Source organism: Pseudochrobactrum sp. AO18b (genome assembly GCF_000409565.1).
GTDB lineage: Bacteria > Pseudomonadota > Alphaproteobacteria > Rhizobiales > Rhizobiaceae > Pseudochrobactrum > Pseudochrobactrum saccharolyticum.
Genome location: NZ_ANNO01000056.1, coordinates 1 through 16,583, shown reverse-complemented (window position 1 = coordinate 16,583; position 16,583 = coordinate 1). Strand labels below are relative to the sequence as shown.

General features: G+C 53.5%; 13 protein-coding genes and 1 pseudogene. 3 read left to right on the top strand and 11 right to left on the bottom strand.

Annotation, left to right across the window (positions count from 1 at the left end; all coding sequences use genetic code 11):
* Positions 1-16: 16 nt before the first annotated feature.
* The 11 genes from A918_RS0102730 to A918_RS19235 form a co-directional block, all read right to left on the bottom strand.
* Positions 17-1,825, bottom strand: coding sequence for an ABC transporter ATP-binding protein (locus tag A918_RS0102730; RefSeq protein WP_028233289.1), 1,809 nt, complete (start codon positions 1,823-1,825; stop codon positions 17-19).
* 515 nt (positions 1,826-2,340) lie between these two features.
* A complete protein-coding gene (pcaF, locus tag A918_RS0102725; RefSeq protein WP_022709572.1) occupies positions 2,341-3,543 on the bottom strand; it encodes a 3-oxoadipyl-CoA thiolase in 1,203 nt (400 codons plus the stop codon).
* Position 3,544: 1 nt separating this feature from the next.
* A complete protein-coding gene (locus tag A918_RS0102720) occupies positions 3,545-5,539 on the bottom strand; it encodes a 3-hydroxyacyl-CoA dehydrogenase NAD-binding domain-containing protein (protein ID WP_022709571.1) in 1,995 nt (664 codons plus the stop codon).
* A gap of 42 nt (positions 5,540-5,581) precedes the next feature.
* Complete coding sequence (locus A918_RS0102715) at positions 5,582-5,977, bottom strand: RidA family protein (RefSeq protein WP_022709570.1); 396 nt, start codon at positions 5,975-5,977, stop codon at positions 5,582-5,584.
* Positions 5,970-6,386 (bottom strand): thioesterase family protein, encoded by a 417-nt coding sequence (locus A918_RS0102710; RefSeq protein ID WP_022709569.1) that lies wholly within the window; start codon positions 6,384-6,386, stop codon positions 5,970-5,972. The genes A918_RS0102715 and A918_RS0102710 overlap by 8 nt, the downstream gene beginning before the upstream one ends.
* Positions 6,387-6,396: 10 nt before the next feature.
* Positions 6,397-7,575 carry an acyl-CoA dehydrogenase family protein gene (locus tag A918_RS0102705; protein WP_022709568.1) on the bottom strand — a complete coding sequence of 393 codons (1,179 nt, stop codon included), beginning with the start codon at positions 7,573-7,575 and terminating at the stop codon, positions 6,397-6,399.
* A 3-nt stretch (positions 7,576-7,578) separates the two neighbouring features.
* Positions 7,579-8,430: an enoyl-CoA hydratase family protein gene (locus tag A918_RS0102700; protein ID WP_022709567.1), complete on the bottom strand. Its 852-nt coding sequence runs from the start codon at positions 8,428-8,430 to the stop codon at positions 7,579-7,581.
* Complete coding sequence (locus tag A918_RS0102695) at positions 8,427-9,227, bottom strand: SDR family NAD(P)-dependent oxidoreductase (protein WP_022709566.1); 801 nt, start codon at positions 9,225-9,227, stop codon at positions 8,427-8,429. The genes A918_RS0102700 and A918_RS0102695 overlap by 4 nt, the downstream gene beginning before the upstream one ends.
* Positions 9,228-9,244: 17 nt before the next feature.
* Positions 9,245-11,578, bottom strand: a complete 2,334-nt coding sequence (locus A918_RS0102690; protein WP_022709565.1) for a bifunctional salicylyl-CoA 5-hydroxylase/oxidoreductase — start codon at positions 11,576-11,578, stop codon at positions 9,245-9,247.
* A gap of 156 nt (positions 11,579-11,734) precedes the next feature.
* A complete protein-coding gene (locus A918_RS0102685; protein WP_022709564.1) occupies positions 11,735-13,354 on the bottom strand; it encodes an AMP-binding protein in 1,620 nt (539 codons plus the stop codon).
* A 112-nt stretch (positions 13,355-13,466) separates the two neighbouring features.
* Positions 13,467-13,970 carry a MarR family winged helix-turn-helix transcriptional regulator gene (locus A918_RS19235; protein ID WP_022709563.1) on the bottom strand — a complete coding sequence of 168 codons (504 nt, stop codon included), beginning with the start codon at positions 13,968-13,970 and terminating at the stop codon, positions 13,467-13,469.
* 165 nt (positions 13,971-14,135) lie between these two features.
* On the opposite strand from A918_RS19235, the gene A918_RS0102670 reads away from it, so the two are divergent.
* The 3 genes and pseudogenes from A918_RS0102670 to A918_RS21675 all read left to right on the top strand — a co-directional run.
* Positions 14,136-15,014, top strand: a complete 879-nt coding sequence (locus tag A918_RS0102670; protein WP_022709561.1) for an alpha/beta hydrolase — start codon at positions 14,136-14,138, stop codon at positions 15,012-15,014.
* Positions 15,015-15,135: 121 nt separating this feature from the next.
* Complete coding sequence (locus tag A918_RS0102665) at positions 15,136-16,284, top strand: ABC transporter substrate-binding protein (RefSeq protein ID WP_022709560.1); 1,149 nt, start codon at positions 15,136-15,138, stop codon at positions 16,282-16,284.
* 157 nt (positions 16,285-16,441) lie between these two features.
* Positions 16,442-16,583 (top strand): annotated as a pseudogene (locus tag A918_RS21675) (branched-chain amino acid ABC transporter permease); the annotation flags it as partial.

Sequence of the window (16,583 nt, the reverse complement as noted above, 5' to 3'; positions counted from 1 at the left end):
CTGACGGCCCCGCTTTTTATTCAGGAAGAACATCTTCCAGCCCTTTGGTCAGTTCCAGTGCCTGCCGTTCAAACAACCGGCGGTAAATACCGCCCGGTTTGCGGATAAGCGCATCATGATCGCCTTCCTCAAGGACCTTGCCCTTGTCAAAGACCAGCAATCTGTCCAGTGCACGCACCGTTGAAAGCCGGTGTGCAATGACCAGTGTTGTACGGCCGATCATCAACCGTTCCATTGCCTGCTGGATCAGCACTTCCGATTCTGAGTCGAGGCTGGAAGTTGCCTCATCCAGAATAAGGATCGGTGCATTGGCCAGAAACGCACGGGCAATCGCCACACGTTGACGCTCACCGCCGGAGAGTTTCACACCACGCTCACCAACAAGGGTCGCATAGCCTTTTGGCAGACGGCTGATGAAGTCATGGGCGCTTGCAAGACGTGCTGCTTCCTCAACTTCCGCCTGTGTCGCACCAGGGCGGGCATAGGCGATATTCTCGGCCAGTGTCCGGTGAAACAGGATCGGTTCCTGCTGCACAATGGCGATCTGCGAACGCAGCGATGCCTGCGTGACATGAGCAATATTCTGCCCGTCAATCTTAATGGCACCGCCGCTGACATCATAGAGACGCTGGATCAGCTTGACGAAAGTCGTCTTGCCCGAACCGGAATGTCCGACCAGACCAACCCGTTCACCGGCTTCAATCTTCACCGAGAAATCGCGGTAGAGTGCTGCTTCATGATTGCCGTAATGGAAAGTCACCTTGTCAAAGCGGATTTCACCATTGCTGATCTGAATGGCCGGTGCATTCGGCTTGTCGGCAATCCCGTAAGGTTCTGCCTCAATCTGCACCAGCTCCTCCATATCATTCACCGAGCGTTGCAGATTGCGGATATGCATGCCGACATCACGCAAATAACCCTGCAGCATGAAGAATGCTGTCAGAACAAAGGTGATATCACCGGCCGTTGCTTTGCCCTGGCTCCACAAGTAAAGCGCAAAAGCAATGACAACACCGCGCATAATCAGCAGATTAGCCCCCTGAATGAAACCGTTCAGAGTTCCGATCAGCCATGTGCGACGTGTACGGCTGCGCCATTTGGTGACAACTTTTGCAAGTCGTGCATCCTCACGCTTTTCAGCACCAAAGGCTTTCACAACAGCATTGCACGAAATGGCATCGGCCAGCGCGCCGCCCATGCGTGTATCCCAGCTATTGGCCAATGTTGCCGCAGGCGCGACAAAGCCGAGCGAAATCACGATCGTGCAAACAATGAACAGCACTGAGCCGATTGCAACCAGCACACCCATGAGCGGCCAGTACCAGGCCAGCAGTGCAACCGAACCGACCAGCATCAGCAGCGATGGCAGCAATGCAATAATCAGCGTATCATTCAGCAGATCCATTGCCCACATTGCACGCGAGACTTTGCGCACAGTTGATCCGGCAAAGGCATTGGCATGCCAGTCGGTGGAGAAGCGCTGCAATTTACGGAACGAACTGGCCGCCATGTCGCTCATGATTTTCAGCGTGAAATCGGTGATGACATAGAAGGTCAGCTGACGTGTAATCAGTGCCAGTGCGCCAAGCGCCAGCAGAACGATGAGTGCCTCAACTGCGGCAGACCATGCGCTGTCGCCGCTCAGCGAAAGCGCGTCAACAAGCCGTCCGGAATAGAGCGGCGTCAGAACATCTGCGGCTGTTGCAAGCAGCATACCAATTATCATCAGTGTCAGCCGCAGAGGCTGACTTCGCCAGTGGCCGAAAGTGTAGCCGAGGACATTGCGGAAGGCAGGCCCACGGAAATTTATGCGAAACCGGGTCATATGAATCATACCAGCCCGCGCAGAGTCGGATTCTGGTCCTTTAAAAACATTTTCAGCAAAAGTGCGAAGCGGCTTTGCAGGGAAATCAGTTCACCGGATTGATTTCTGACCCTGCTTCGATGCATCGGACAATGCTTGAAAACGAAGACAAAACAAACAACAGCTGAGTGTTGCGGCAAAAAAAGAAGAGTTTTAGAAAAGCGCCCTTTCAGGGAGGGCGGACAGGCCTTGGCCTGTAGCACGGGCCAAAGACTTAAAGTCTGGGAGCACCCGCGCGAACACCGGGCACCGACGGAAATGGATAGACACGCATCTCATACCTCTTGCCAGTGTTTCAGATATTGGCACAATAAATGAGCAATCGGTTTTGCCAAGTGCAAAAATGTAAAATTTGTTTCACAAAGTCCTGAGTGTGGCAAAAAAGTTCTTTTTTAAATTTCAGCAGATTTTTGCCTCACACAGGCTTCGGAATATTTTCAGAATGCCGGAATGGCCAGTCAGATGTAATTAAGTCTTCAGGGCTGGCTGAACAGCATGGATATGCCCTGACCGACACCTACACACATGGTTGCCAAAGCGTGCTTTGTACCTCGTGCCTGCAACTCAATGGCAGAAGTTAAAGCCAGCCTTGCACCGGACATGCCCAGCGGATGGCCAAGCGCAATTGCGCCGCCATTCGGATTGACATGCGCTGCATCATCATCCAGCCCGAGCTGACGCATACAGGCCAGAGCCTGTGCGGCAAAAGCCTCATTCAGCTCAACCAGACCGATATCGGTCATGTTCAGACCGTGGCGCTGCAGCAGTTTTTGCGTGGCAGGCACAGGGCCGATGCCCATAATGCGTGGCGCAACACCTGCGGTCGCCATGCCGCTGATCCGTGCCAGTGGTGTCAGGCCGTAGCGCTCAACCGCCTGTTTGGAGGCGATAACAACCGCTGCCGCACCGTCATTCACGCTTGAAGCATTGCCTGCGGTGATCGTGCCGCCGCGTCGAAACGGCGTATCAAGCGCGGCCAGTTTCTCTAGTGAAGTTTCGCGCGGCTGCTCATCCTGAGCAACAATCGTGCTGGTGCCTTTGCGCGCTGCAATTGTGTAAGGTACAATTTCCTGTGCCAGACGTCCGCTATGCATGGCTGCTGCCGCACGCTGCTGGCTCAGTAACGCGAATGCATCCTGATCTGCGCGGCTGATATTATAATCAGCGCTGAGATTTTCAGCGGTTTCCGGCATGGATTCACTGCCGTAATTTTTGTCGAGCTGCGGATTGATAAAGCGCCAGCCGATAGTCGTGTCATAGACCGCATTCTGCCGTTGAAACGCTGCATCGGCTTTGGGCATCACAAATGGTGCGCGTGACATGCTCTCAACACCACCGGCGATGATAATATCAGCCTCACCGAGTTTAACTGCACGCGCCGCATAGCCCACGGCATCCAGACCGGAGCCGCAAAGACGGTTAATCGTTGTTGCAGGTACCGTTTCACCAAGACCGGAGAGCAAGACTGCCATCCGTGCGACATTGCGGTTGTCTTCACCGGCCTGATTGGCGCAGCCGAATACCACTTCATCAATCATCTCTGCGCTCAAAGACGGAAAACGCGCGAGCGCCTCACGGATAGTATGCGCTGCCATATCATCAGGCCGCACCGATGAGAGTGCGCCGCCATAACGGCCGATTGGCGTGCGCACACCGCCGATAATATAGGCTTCGCTCATATTAGTGTTCCTTATGGTTTTGTGCAGCAAACATCGGCCCGCCTTTGTTGGCGGGAAAGCCATAGCCGTTAATCAGCACCAGATCGATATCGCCGCTGCGCGCTGCAATACCCTCGCGCAACAGTTGTTCACCTTCATTGGCCATTGCCTTTAAAAGCTGACGGATGATTTCATCCGGTGTGAAGGGGCGCGGCGTAATGTTTTTTTCAAGCCGTGCCGCTTCGATAATCGCGGTGACATCCGGATCGGTCTGTCGCTTGCCGTCACTATAAATATACCAGCCTTTACCGCTCTTTTGCCCGAAACGGCCTGCCTCGCAGAGACGGTCGGGAATATTGCAATAAGGCTCATCAGGGTTGCGCGTTGCCGCCTGACGCTTGCGTTTTGCCCAGGCAATCTCCAGTCCCGCCATATCGCAGACCGCAAACAGCCCCATGGGAAAGCCGTAATGCTCCAGCGCCGCATCAATCTCATGCGGCCATGCACCTTGCTCGAGTATGAACTCGGCCTCGCGGCGATAGGCAGAGAAAATCCGGTTGCCGATAAAGCCTTCACAAACGCCGCAGACAATGGCCAGCTTGTTTAGTTTTTTGGCAAGTTCAAGCGTGGTTGCCAGTACATCGGGCGCTGTTTCTGCACAATTTACCACTTCCAGCAGCCGCATAATATGCGCCGGTGAGAAGAAATGCATGCCGACAACCCGCGACGGATTGCTGATTTGCTGTGCTAATTCATCAGGATTGAGATAGCTGGTATTGGTGGCGACAATGGCATCGCCACGCAAAACGCCGGACAGACGGCGAAACAGTTCTGATTTAACCTCAAAATCATCAAACACTGCTTCAATCACCAGATCAGCACCGGCAAGCGCGTTGAGATCAACACTGACTGTGCAATTTGCTCGCTGCTGTTCTAGCGCCTGTTCACTGAGGCGGCCGGACTGAAACTGCTTGTCCAGCAGTGCTGTGATGCGGGTAAGACCGGCATCTGCCGCTTCCTGTGTCGGCTCATAGCCGATAATCTGATAGCCAGCGGCAAGGGCCGCAACCGCAATTGCCGAGCCCATCATACCGGTGCCGGCAATGCCGATTGTAGTAACCGGTCGTGGTACCGTACCGGCAGGCAGATCATGCTTTCCGGCTTCGCGTTCGGCGAAAAACACATGCCGCAAGGCTTTGGCTTCATCGCTTTCACGAAGGCGTAGAAATGTGGCGCGTTCTTCGGCCAAAGCTTGTTCGGCAGAGAGTGTTGCCGCCAGTGATACCAGACGCACCGCCTCGGAAGGGGCGAGACGCCCGCGCGCTTTGGCAAGAATTTTTGCCGCTGTCTGTTCAGTGTTTGCAGGTTGAACAGACAAGGCCAATGTACGGCGGGGTTCTTTGCCCGTATGGTGCTGTGCTGCCTTTTGTGCAGCATCAGTCAGGTTCTCAGCTGTTGCGATTTCATCAATCAGGCCATTCTGCAGTGCTTCCTGTGCGGAAATAGTTTTGCCTGATGCGATCATGTCGATTGCGGCATCAAGGCCGGTCAGTCGTGGCAGACGCTGGGTGCCGCCCGCACCCGGTACAAGCCCAAGTTTCACTTCCGGCAGGCCGAACTTGGCTTTCTCAACAGCCAGCCGGTAATGGCAGGCGAGCATAATCTCGCAACCGCCGCCAAGGGCTGCACCATTAATGGCGGCAATTACCGGCTTAGCGGATGCTTCAATCCGTGCTGTCACCTGTGGCAAAGTTGGCTCGCTCGGCGGCAGATCAAATTCTTTGATATCTGCACCGGCGGCAAAGAATTTGCCTTCACCGCGCAAAGTGAGGGCACGGATCTCGGGAGAGTTCTCTGCCAAATCCAGCGCCTGCATCAGCCCCTCGCGGATGGCGGCTGAAATCGCATTCACCGGCGGGTTTGCCAGAGTGAGATGCAACACACCATCTTGCACCACACCGGTAACGGCAGATGAAAAACTGATCGGCTGCTGCGTGTCAGAAGGGCTGTGCATCATATGTCCTGTCCGGATTTTCAGTCGCTTACTCAGGCAATTACTTTAGTCTGGCACAACTGCTGTGGCCTGAATCTCGATCTTGGCACGATCTTCAATCAGCCCTGCCACCTGCATTGCTGCCATTGCCGGAAAATGCTTGCCGATAACATCGCGATAGGCCTGACCAAGGCCGCGCATATTGGCTTTGTATTCCTGCTTGTCGGTGAAATACCAGGTCATGCTGGTAATATGTTCCGGCCCTGCGCCATCGACAGCAAGAATGGCGACGATGTTTTTCAGGGTCTGGTGAACTTGCTCAACAAAATCATCGGTTTCGAATTCACATTGTTCATTCCAGCCGATCTGCCCACCGATAAAAATGGTGCGTCCGCGTGCCGAGATGCCGTTGGAATAGCCGATCGGGGCAACCCAGTTATCCGGCTGTAAAATCTTATGCATGAACTGTCTCCAGATGATTGAGAAGCGCGGCGCGGATATCATCGGGCCATGCGCGGGCTTTATGAGTTGTGCTTGAAGTGGCGACGAGCTTGTGTTTCGCGGTCCATAACAGATCGCCATTGGCGCGCACTTCATGGTCGAGCGAGAGCGAACTGCCACCAACCGCAGTGACTTTGAGCGTGAAGTCCAGCTGGTCAGCATGGAAGCCAGGTTTTACAAAAGTCAGATCAAGCCGCACGGTTGGTGTTGCGATCTGCCGGTCATGATTGAGGCTTTTCCAGTCGGCTCCGATTGAGGCGAAGAAGTCCTCCAGAACCCCGATCAGAATATTCAAATAAGACGGAAAATAAGCGATGCCCGAAGGATCACAATCGCCGAACCGCAACGGTCTTGTGGTGTGAAAAGCCATGATCCGCCCTTTAAACCGTTTTCAGCAATTCGCGGGCGATAATCAGTTTCTGAACCTCTGTCGCCCCTTCATAAATGCGCAGGCTACGGATTTCCCGATAGAGCTTTTCGGTAATTGCTCCGCTTTGCACACCGCGTCCGCCAAACATCTGCAAGGCGCGGTCAATAATCATCTGGGCGGATTCTGTTGCCGCCATTTTAGCCATTGCCGCCTGCTGGGTGGTTGGTAGTTTCTGCACATCGCGGCGCCATGCGGCGCGGTAGGTCAGAAGGGTTGCTGCCTCCAGTTCTGTCGCCATATCGCCAAGTGCGGCCTGTGTCAGTTGCAGATCGCTGAGTGTTGCGCCAAATATCTGCCGGTTACGAGCATGGTTGAGCGCCTCATCCAAGGCGCGGCGGGCAAAGCCAAGGGCGGCCGCTGCCACGGAAGCACGGAAAATATCCAGCGTGCGCATGGCAATTTTAAAACCTTCGCCGCCTGCACCCAAACGCCGTGAAGCGGGGATACGGCAATTCTCAAAACGGATTGTAGCGAGCGGATGCGGTGCGATCACTTCAAGCCGCTCGGCAATAGAAAAGCCCGGATCAGTGGCATAGACCACAAAGGCCGAGATGCCGCGTGTGCCCGCAGCCTCACCTGTGCGGGCAAAGACGGTGTAAACATCGGCGATGCCGCCATTGGAAATCCAGGTTTTCTCGCCATTGAGAATATAATCATCGCCGTCCTGTGTCGCGGCGCATTGCATGGCGGCGACATCGGAACCGGCCTCTTTCTCCGACAGGGCAAAGGCCGACAACCACTCGCCGGAAGAGATTTTTGGCAGAATATGCTGTTTTAACTCATCCGATCCGGCAAGGCCGATCGCGCCGGTGCCAAGCCCCTGCATGGCAAAGGCAAAATCCGCCAGCCCGTCATGCCATGCCAGTGTTTCGCGCGCCAGACAGACCGAGCGGGAGTCAATCTCGGTCTTGCCGCTATTGCCGGTGACACTATCGAGAAGTCCTGCTTGCCCAAGCAGTTTCACCAGTTTACGGCAGGCAGCATCTGTGTCGTGATGATCGATGTTTTTTAAAACACCGGATGCGGCAAATTCATTGAGCTTTTGAGCAAAATCGCGTTGCTGCTGCTCAAAAAACGGCAGTTCCAGATGTTCATGAATGGGGGCTTCGCGGCAGGCTGTATCTGACATGGTTCAGTTCCCTTCAAATTCAGGGCGACGTTTGGCGGCAAAGGCTTCAAATGCACGGCGGAAATCCTGTGTCGCCATGCAGATGGCCTGCGCCTGCGCTTCAGATTCAATCATTTCATCAATGCCCATCGCCCATTCCTGAGCCAGCATGGTTTTGGTAATGCCATGTGCAAAATAAGGGCCGTCAGCGAGGGTTTTGGCGAGCTTTTGCGCTTCTGCCAGCAGGTTTTCACCATCATGCAGATGGTTGTAAAAGCCCCAGTCTTTGCCCTCGGTGGCCGACATGAAACGACCGGTATAAAGCAGCTCCGCCGCACGTCCCTGACCGATAATGCGGGGCAGGATTCCGCAGGCACCCATATCCGCACCGGCAAGACCGACACGGGTAAACAGGAATGCGGTTTTCGCCTCATGGGTTGCAAGACGCAGGTCTGAGGCCATTGCCAGAATGGCACCGGCACCGGCGCAAATACCGTCTACAGCCGCAATCACGGGCTGCGGGCATTTGCGCATGGCTTTCACCACATCACCGGTCATGCGGGTGAAGGCCAAGAGTTCCGGCATCGGCATTTTCGTCAAAGGCTCGATGATCTCGAAAACATCGCCGCCGGAAGAGAAATTACCGCCCGCTCCGGTGACAACCACGGCACGAATATCCGATGCATAGGCCAAATCGCGGAACAGATCACGCAGCTCCGCATAGCTTTCAAAGGTCAGCGGGTTTTTACGATCAGGGCGGTTGAGCGTGAGGGTGGCAACGCGTCCGTCTTCACTCACCTCCCACAGAAAATGCTGTGCCTGATAGTTTTTAAAAGCTTTCAGATGACTGTTCATGCTGATGGTTTGTTCGCTCATCCTGCCAATACCTCGCCACCGGCAATTGCAATTGCCTGTCCGTTGATTGAGGCGGCATCAGGAGATGCCAGCCATAAGACTGTGTGTGCCACTTCCTCCGGTTTAATCAGCCGGTTTTGCGGATTGGCTTTTACAAAATGCGCCAGCGCTTCTGCTTCAGATCGACCGGTTTTTTGCATGATCTGTGCAATGGCCTCGCGGATAATCGGCGTATCGGTAAAACCTGGACACACGGCATTGACGGTAATGCCCTTTGTTGCGAGCTCCAGCGCCAAAGCACGGGTGAGGCCGATAACACCATGTTTTGCGGCGCAATAGGCCGAGACATAGGCATAGCCGGTCAACCCTGCCGTGGACGCGATATTGATAATACGCGCATTTGCGCCATAGGTTTTCAGATCCGGCAGCACAGCCTGCGTCACCTGAAAAACACCGGTCAGATCAACTGCAAGCACCTGCGACCACATCTCAAGATTGGTTTTTTCAAAGGGTGCGGAAGGCGCTTCACCGGCATTATTGACGAGAATACTCACCGGCCCGAAAGCCGCTTGAGCCGCCTGCAAACCTGTGCTGATCGCCTGCGCATTTGTCACATCAAAACCGCTGGCGACAAAACAGGCTTTGCGTCCCGCAGCCTGATCGAGCTCTGCGGCCAGTGCCGCCAAGGGCTCATGACGCCTGCCGGACAGAGTGACATTGGCACCGGACAAAGCAAAGTCACGGGCAATTGCCGCACCGATACCGCTGCCTGCGCCGGTGATTAAAACATGTCTGCCGTGGAATTTATTATTGCTCATATCCGGTCTCATTCTGGTTATTTCAGTGCGGCAGCCGCAGCGGCTTCACGAGCCAGATTGGTTTCATACTGGGTTTTGCCGGAGTAATATTGCTTCGGCCAAGGCACGGAGGTCAGCCCGATTTTTGCCGCCTCATGCAATACCCAAGCGGGGTCTGCGAGATGTGGGCGGGCCACGGCGCAAAGATCGGCACGCCCTGCGGAGATTACCGAATTGGCGTGATCGGCTTCCGATATCGCACCAACAGCAATTGTCGGGATGCCTATCTCATTGCGGATTTTGTCTGAAAACGGGGTCTGGAACAGACGGCCATAAACTGGTTTTTCATGTTTAACGACCTGTCCCGATGAACAGTCGATGAGATCGGCACCGGCATCTTTAAACATCTGCGCAAAAATCGCTGCATCATCAGGCGTATTGCCACCTTCCGCCCAGTCATGGCAGGAGAGGCGCACCGAAATTGGCTTATCCTGCGGCCAGACCGCACGAATGGCCTTGAACACTTCCAGCGGAAAACGCGCACGATTTGCGTGGCTGCCGCCATATTCATCTTCGCGCTGATTGGTCAGCGGCGAGAGGAAGCTGGATAGCAGATAGCCATGCGCGGCATGGAGTTCCAGCCAGTCTGCGCCGGTGCTTGCGGCAAGTTCAGTCGCGCGCACAAAATCAGCAATTACCCGATCCATATCTTCGCGTGTCATAGGCTTCGGCTTCTGGCTATTGACCAGATAAGGCTCTGCCGAGGCAGAAATCAGCGGCCAGCCGCTCGCTGCATCAACCGGCTGGTCAATGCCTTCCCAAGCGGGTTTGGTGGCACCTTTGCGCCCTGCATGACCCAGCTGAATAGCCACTTTGGCATCGCTGTTTTGATGCACAAAATCGACCAGACGCTTCCAGCCGTCGCGCTGTTCTTCGTTCCACAGTCCCAGACAATTCGGGGTGATGCGCGCATCTGGAGAAACGCAGGTCATTTCCGCAAAGATCAGACCGGCTCCGCCGAGTGCACGAGAACCGAGATGCACCATATGGAAATCATTGATCAGACCATCGGTTGCCGAATACATCGCCATCGGCGACATGACGATACGGTTCGCCAAGGTTACACCGCGCAGCTGATAGGGCGTGAACATCGGCGGCACATGGCGTGTGCTGCTGTTACTCTCTACCGGCAGGCCTGACTTTTTGGCAAACCAGTTTTCATAGCCCTGCAACCAGTTTTTATCACGCAGACGCAGGTTTTCATGGCTGATACGCTGTGAGCGTGTCAGCATGGAATACATGAATTGTTCCGGCTCAAAATGATCCGCATAGCGCCGGCCAACCACCTCAAACCATTCCATCGCATTGCGCGCGGCATTCTGAATGCGCGCTACATCTACACGGCGGATTTCCTCATAGGTTTCCAGTGCTGCGGGAATATTGCTCTTATCATGGCCGTGCAGGTTAAACTGGTTGGTCAGTTCAATCGCATCATCAATCGCCAGTTTGGTGCCGGAGCCGATGGCAAAATGAGCCGTATGGGCGGCATCGCCCATCAGCACCACATGGGAATTACCGTTATAATGGCTCCACTTGCCACAGATCAGCCGATTGAAATTCAGCCATGCCGAGCCGCGCAAATGCCGCGCATTGGTCATCAGCGGTGCGCCTTCCAGCACTTCCGAGAAAAGATTTTCGCAGAAAGAGATGGAATCCTGCTGTGACATCTCATCAAGACCATGCGCCTGATAGGCTTCTTCTGTGGTTTCGATAATGAAAGTCGAGGTCTTGTCATCGAATTTGTAAATATGCGCCTGAAACCAGCCATGATCCGTCTTGCGGAAATCAAAGGTGAAAGCATCAAAGAGCTTATTGGTACCAAGCCAGATATAACGGTTTGGCCGCACGATCATATCCGGCTCGAATATATCGGCATAGCGGTGACGGATTTTGGAATTCAGCCCGTCAGAGGCGATAATCAGATCAGCATCGGGATATTGCGTATCTGCATCCACATCGGTTTCAAATATCAGCTCAACGCCCAGATCTTCGCAGCGTTTTTGCAGAATATTCAGCAGTTTTTTGCGACCGATACCGACAAAGCCATGACCGCTTGTGCGCTGGCGTGTGCCTTTGAACAGCACTTCAATATCGTCCCAATGGTTAAATGCATCCTGAATTTCTGCCGCACTGGTTTCATCCCAGACTTTCATCGCTTCCATCGTTGCATCGGAAAACACGACGCCCCAGCCGAATGTGTCATAGGGTTTGTTGCGCTCGACCACGCGGATGTGATGCTCGGGATGGTTCTTTTTCATCAACAGGGCAAAATACAGTCCGGCTGGACCTCCACCGATACAAACGATACGCATGGTCAAATTCTCCCCTTGAATGCTCTGTTTCCCGCTATACGGCCACAGTCATTTTTATGATGCGCGGTGGTATCGGGTACCGGCGCACAATTTATTTTATACTTAAAACATATGGATGGAATGGATTTGGTCAAGTGATAAATTTGCATGATGCGCTCAGCCTTGCTTACGCAGCATGAAGCGTTGGATTTTGCCGGTAACGGTTTTCGGCAGCGCGTCGACAAAACGGACAGAGCGGGGATATTTATAAGGCGCGATCAGCTTTTTAACGTGATCCTGCAAGGCTTTGACCGTTTCAGAAGATGGCTGAGCACCGTTGCGAAGCACAATATGCGCCTCAACAATCTGGCCGCGTTCTTCATCATTCACGCCGATGACCGCGCATTCCTGCACATCTGCATGGGCGAGGAGGGCGGCCTCAACCTCGGGGCCTGCGATATTATAACCGGCAGAAATAATCATATCATCTGCACGGGCGGCAAAGTGGAAATAGCCGTCCGCATCCTGAAAGAAACTGTCGCCGGTCAGGTTCCAGCCATCGCGCACATAGGCCTTCTGGCGTGTATCCGCGAGGTAGCGGCAGCCGGTGGGGCCACGCACCGCTAAGCGGCCGATTTCCCCGCGCGGCATTTCCTGCATATTTTCATCAACGATTTTGGCCTGATAACCGGTAACGGGCTTGCCTGTGCGGCCGGGTCCGGAATCGCCCAGACGGTTGCTGATAAAAATATGCAACATTTCGGTCGCGCCGATCCCGTCCAGCATCGGTTTACCGGTCTTCTCTATCCATGCCTCATAAATCGGGGCGGGCAGGGTTTCCCCTGCTGAAACCGCAATGCGCAAGGATGACAGGTCGGCACCTTCATTCATTGCCTGCAACATCACCCGATAGGCTGTCGGAGCTGTAAAGCTGATGGTCGCCTTATAGGTTTCAATCAGCTCGATCATTTTGGGCGGTGTTGCCTGTTCAAGCAGCGCTGCCGCTGCACCGAAGCGCAGCGGGAAAATGGCCAGCCCGCCCAGACCAAAGGTGAAAGCAAGTGGCGGTGAGCCGACAAAAATATCATCCGGCTGCACATTCAGCACTTCCCTTGCATAAGTATCGGCAATCAGCAGCAGATCACGGTGAAAATGCATGGTGGCCTTCGGCTCACCGGTTGTGCCGGAGGTAAAGCCCAACAGTGCCACATCATCGCGTCCGGTTTTTACCGCATCAAAACGCACCGGCTTGTTGAGTGCCGCATGGTCAAGTTCCGCATCATGATTGGCGGTGCCGTCAAAACCGATTACTGTTTTAAGAAACGGGCTTTTTGCCGCGCAAATCTGCAAATCTTCCAGCAGTCGCGTGTCACACAGCGCCAGCGAGATTTCTGCTTTATTGACGATTTTTGTCAGTTCATCAGGGCGCAACATCGGCATGGAATTGACCACGACCGCGCCGGCTTTGGTGGCGGCCAGCCAGCAGGCAACCATGGCCGGATTATTGGCAGAACGGATCAATATGCGATTGCCCGGCTGCACACCGTAATCTTCAACCAGCACATGGGCAATGCGGTTGCTCCAGTCGGTGAGTTCCTTATAGGTGCGCCGCCGTCCGTTGCCGATCAGCGCTGTATGGTCGCCGAACCCTTTTTCCACCATGGCATCGGAAAGTTCATAGCCGGCATTGAGCCATTCGGGATAGGTGATGTCGCCGGATAACAGTTCCGGCCAGTCCTCAACCGGAGGCAGGTTATTTCTGGTAAAATGGTCTGTATGCGCCGTTGGTCCAAGCATTTTTTGTTCCCCTGCGAGCTTTTGCCCGCGTCGTTATTTTTTAAAAAATGGCGGCAGATGATGTGTGTTTTTCGTAACGGATATCCTGATTTTTCGAATGGTATGATGCCGGTTAAGCCAGATGATCGTGCTCGTCCTGCAAGGCCAGCGCATGTTCGATTGTATCGATAACCGTGACCAGTTCTGCCGATTGTGCCGGTGACAGCACGCTGAAAATCTCGCTGATCCAATGCTCATGGGCGGCAGCCATGGCTTCAAACTCTTCGCGCCCCTTTTGGGTGAGGCGCACCAGCATGGCACGTTTGTCGCCCGCAACCGGAACCCGCAAAACGGAACCGTCGCTGTCCAGCCGTTCAACAATGCCGGTGACATTGCCGTTGGAAACCCGCAAGGCCGCAGATAATTCAGTCATTTTGAGGCCGCCTTCAAACCGATACAGCGCTGCCATCACGTCGAAACGGGGCAGGGTCGTATCGAATTCCTGACGCAGCTTTTCGCGGATCACTGCTTCAACATGCTTTGTCGATTTGAGAAGTTTCAGCCAGTTGCGCAGGCTCTGCTTATCGGAAGCACGCCCGCCTGCCACTGTTTGCTGCTGATTTTCGGCACTTTTCATGGTCTCACTCCGTTGCCGCCTGCAAAGATTTTCTGCATTCGCAGGGCGGCTGATTTCTTTTATGGTGTCACTTACAAAAATAATTTCAAGTATGAAATTTCATGCTTGAAATTATTTTTTAATTATGGAGATATTTGAGAGGCAGTCATGACGGAGGAACGGGGAATGCAGATCAGAGCGGCAGAACCGGTTTTAAAAACCGCGCCCGCTGAACCGGATAGCCCAGCCAATAAAGACTGGGATCTGGCCTATTCGAATGTGCTGCATGTCCCGAATTCTGCGCAATTTCCTCCGCAAGGGCAGCAAAAATCACAAAGTTTTCGTGAGCAGATGCAGGCGCAGAACCGGTTGATCGCCGATGTACGCTATGGGTCGGAAGAGCGTAATCTTCTGGATATTGTGATGCCGCAGGGGCAGCCGCGCGGGCTGGTTGTGTTCGTGCATGGCGGCTATTGGGTGCGCTTTGATAAGTCTTATTTCACTTATCTTGCTGCCGGTGCCGCAGCGCATGGTTTTGCCGTAGCGATCCCGTCTTATACACTTTGTCCGCAAGCGAAGATCGGTGAAATTACTACTGAAATTGGTATGGCGATTGTGCAGGCCGCATCAATGGTTGCAGGCCCGTTACATCTGACAGGGCATTCTGCGGGCGGGCATCTGGTTGCGCGGATGGGAACGGTTACGACCCCCCTGAGCCGCAGCCTGCAACAGCGTTTGCGCAAAATCGTGCCGATCTCGGCGCTAAGTGATTTGCGACCCTTGCTGAATCTGAAAATGAATGATGATTTCAGGCTTGATCTGGAACAGGCGCGCAAGGAAAGTCCGGCTTTGCTTGAGCCTCTGAACGGTATTGATGTGACAGCATGGGTTGGCGCGGCGGAATTGCCGGAATTTATCCGGCAAAATAAGGCATTGGCTAATTTGTGGAGCGGTTTTGATCTCTCAATCGATGAAGTGGCGGAACCGCATAAACATCATATGAATATCATCGACGGTCTGGCAGACGCAGACCATGTGCTGACGCGCAGATTACTCTGTTTATAAGGATACAGGCTTAATTTTGCTTCGGAAATGGCAAAAGCGGAGGGAGAAGCAAAAGCGGGCTTGTAAGTAATGGCATTTTATTATTGAACTGCATAATAACAATAATCGCGAGGGAACACTGATGAAACGAATTACTCTTGGCTTATCAACGGCCTGTCTTGGTCTGGGGCTGGCATTTTCCGGTTCTGCAATGGCTGAACCTCTGAAAATCGGCATGATCACAACGCTTTCCGGCGGCGGTGCCGGACTCGGCATTGATATACGTGACGGTTTTCTGCTGGCGGTCAAACAATCCGGCAATAAAGATGTCAGCGTTATCGTTGAAGATGATGCACAAAAGCCTGAACTTGCTGTGCAGATTGCTGATAAAATGGTGCAGAGCGATAAGGTTGATATTCTGACCGGTATCGTCTGGTCCAATCTTGCAATGGCCGTAGTGCCAAGCGTTGTCGCGCAGGATAAAATCTATGTTTCCACCAATGCGGGCCCGTCTGCGCTGGCCGGTGCCAAATGCAATGCCAATTACTTTAATGCTGCCTATCAGAATGATAATCTGCATGAAGCTGTCGGCAACTATGCCAATACCGCAGGCTATAAAAACAGCTTTATTCTGGCACCGAACTATCCGGCAGGCACCGATGCTCTGACCGGTTACAAGCGGTTTTATAAAGGCAAACTGGCCGGTGAAATTTACACCAAAGTCGGCCAGACCGATTATGCCGCCGAGATTGCTCAGATCCGGGCTTCCGGCGCCGATTCCGTATATTTCTTCCTGCCGGGCGGCATGGGCATTGCTTTCATGAAGCAATATTCACAGTCGGGCATGACCATTCCGGTAACCGGCCCTGGCTTCTCCTTCGATCAGGATGTGCTCGGCGCAATCGGTGATGCGGCTGTGGGTGTGAAGAACTCCTCCCACTGGTCAAAAGATCTCGATAATGAAGCCAATAAAGCCTATGTCGAGGCCTTCAAAAAAGAATATGGCCGCTTGCCTTCGCTCTATGCAACACAGGGCTATGATGCAGCCAACCTGATCCTGTCCGCTGCCGCCAAAGCAAGTGTGAATGACAAAGACGCTTTCCGCGCAGCAATGAAAGCGGCGGATTTCAAATCTGTTCGCGGCAAGTTCAAATTCGGCAATAATAACCATCCTATTCAGGATATTTATATGCGCGAAGTGATCAAGGAAGACGGCGTCCTGACCAATAAGATCGTAGCAACAAGCTTTACCGATCATCAGGACAACTATGCAAAAGACTGCAAGCTCTGATGCAACCGGATGCAGCGACAGTGTGAACTGTCGCTGCTTTTCGCTCAGACTGTCTTCAGTACCGGCCGGACTGTTGCCATAACAGGTCTTCGGGCGGCATAGACGACTTTTTTCAAAGATATTTTTATGAGAACCAATCAACAGATCGGACGCGGTTTTGTCTTCTGCACTTTTAATTGAGCAGTTACTCAACGGGTTACAATTCGGCGTTATGCTGTTTTTGATGGCAGCCGGCCTGACCCTGATTTTCGGGGTTATGGGGGTTATCAATCTTGCACATGGATCATTATTTATGGTCG